The sequence below is a fragment of the uncultured Aurantimicrobium sp. genome (assembly GCF_936931525.1).
Taxonomy (GTDB): Bacteria; Actinomycetota; Actinomycetes; order Actinomycetales; family Microbacteriaceae; genus Aurantimicrobium.
The window spans coordinates 1-1,897 of the sequence record NZ_CAKZII010000182.1 but is presented as its reverse complement, the minus strand read 5'-3'; the positions used below and the strand labels follow the sequence as shown (position 1 = coordinate 1,897).

Genomic DNA, 1,897 nt, shown 5'->3' with positions numbered 1-1,897 from the left:
ATTCCAGGAATGTGGGATACCCACACGCACTTCACTTCGTGGTCCATGCTGTTGCAGCGTTTGAACCTTGAAGGCGTCGGCTCTGCACGTGAAGTGGGGGAGCGCGTCAAGGCTCGTCATGAAACTCACCCCGGAACCATGGTTGGTTTCGGGTGGCGTGGAAGCCTGTGGGAAGAAGATCCCCACTTCAGCATTCTTGATGCAGCCTGCCCCGACGAAGAGGTCTACCTCTTCTCCGGTGACGGCCATAGCGTGTGGCTGAACTCGAAGGCTTTGGAAGTTCGAGGCCATGCAGGCCACCCCACGGGTTTGCTCGTGGAAGACGACTGTTTTGCCATTTGGGGATCTCTCGGAGATTTAAGTCCAGAAGAACTCGATAAGGCCGTTCTGGAAGCGTCCAAGGTTGCTGCTGCTCGCGGCGTTGTCGGCATCGTTGACTTCGAGATGGGCTGGATTCTTCCCGACTGGCGTCGACGTATTGGCAACGGCAATGACTACCTCCAGGTTGAGTTCAGTGTGTACACCGAGAACCTTGATCGTGCGATCGAGACGGGCCTGCGCACAGGGGACACCATTGCCTCTAGCGAAGGATTGCTTCGGATGGGAAATTACAAGCTCATCTCCGATGGCTCACTCAATACGCGCACTGCGTTCTGCCACGACCCTTACCCAGGACTGACAGGAAAGCATGCCCGTGGCATGCTCAACACCTCTTACGACGACCTGGTTAGTTTGATGACTAAAGCCAGCTCGGCTGGGATCAACTGCTCCATTCACGCCATCGGTGATGATGCGAACACCTTTGCCCTCAATGCTTTCGAAGAAGTGGGTTGTGAAGGAACGATCGAGCACGCCCAACTTTTGGCTTGGGAAGATATTCAACGTTTTGCTGATCTGGGAATTACTGCATCTGTGCAGCCGGAGCACGCGATGGATGACAGGGATGTGGCAGACGTCCTCTGGGCTGGTCGCACCGACCGGTGCTTCCCCTTCGCCTCCATGCTGGATGCAGGGGTCAAGCTCTCGATGGGGTCAGACGCTCCCGTTGCCCCGCTCGATCCATGGTTTGCTATTGCGACTGCTGTGGAGCGCACCCGCGATACGCGTGAACCCTGGCATCCCGAGCAGCGCATCGAGCCCCAAGCAGCATTAGATGCCTCTGCACGAACCCGAATTGCTGTGGGGCAGCGCGCTGACCTGTGTGTTGTCGATATTGACCCCCTGTATGCCTCGGTTGACGAGCTTCGAACAATGCCTGTGGCTGCCACACTGCTCGGTGGTCGCTTCACTCACAACGCCCTCTAGCTCATGGCATTGCGAGGACAGGTCGCTCAGCGACAACGAGGATATGGCTGGTTTCTCTACCCAGGTGTAGCAGTACTCGTCCTGTTCTTCTTTGGCATGTTCATCTGGAACGTCGGCATCAGCTTGCTCAAGTGGCCAGGTTATGGGCCTGCCAAATGGGTTGGTTTTGATAACTTCCGAATCATTTTTGAAAACAAGGATTTCTGGGAGTCCTGGTCTCACGCCGCGTTTTATGTGATTCCGTTCTCCTTGCTACCTACTGCTTTTGGTTTAGTTCTCGCCGTCGCCACCTATGACGCTTTCGTGGGCAGATTTGGTTCCAAGCTGGTGCCCGTTGCGCGCACCGGATTCTTTCTGCCGCAGATTGTTCCCATCGCTGTTTCGGGAATGATCTGGATGTGGATGCTGGATGGTTCAGGTGGTGCCCTCAACTCACTCCTTGATGGGCTGGGTTTGGGTTCGCTCACTCAAGAATGGTTGCGAGAACCGGACACTGCACTGCTTGCTGTTTCAGCGTTCATGCTCTGGTTGCAAACAGGTTTTGCCTATGTGGTCTTCTTGGCGGGGCTATCTAGGCTGGATCCCTCCATCT

At 55.6% G+C, this 1,897-nt stretch carries 2 protein-coding genes; both read left to right on the top strand.

Annotated features, from left to right (window positions below; all coding sequences use genetic code 11):
• A partial coding sequence (locus tag Q0362_RS09300; protein WP_298122809.1) for an amidohydrolase occupies positions 1 to 1,305 on the top strand: 1,305 nt, incomplete at its 5' end.
• A 3-nt stretch (positions 1,306 to 1,308) separates the two neighbouring features.
• On the top strand, positions 1,309 to 1,897 hold a 589-nt coding region (locus Q0362_RS09295), incomplete at its 3' end, for a carbohydrate ABC transporter permease (RefSeq protein ID WP_298122806.1).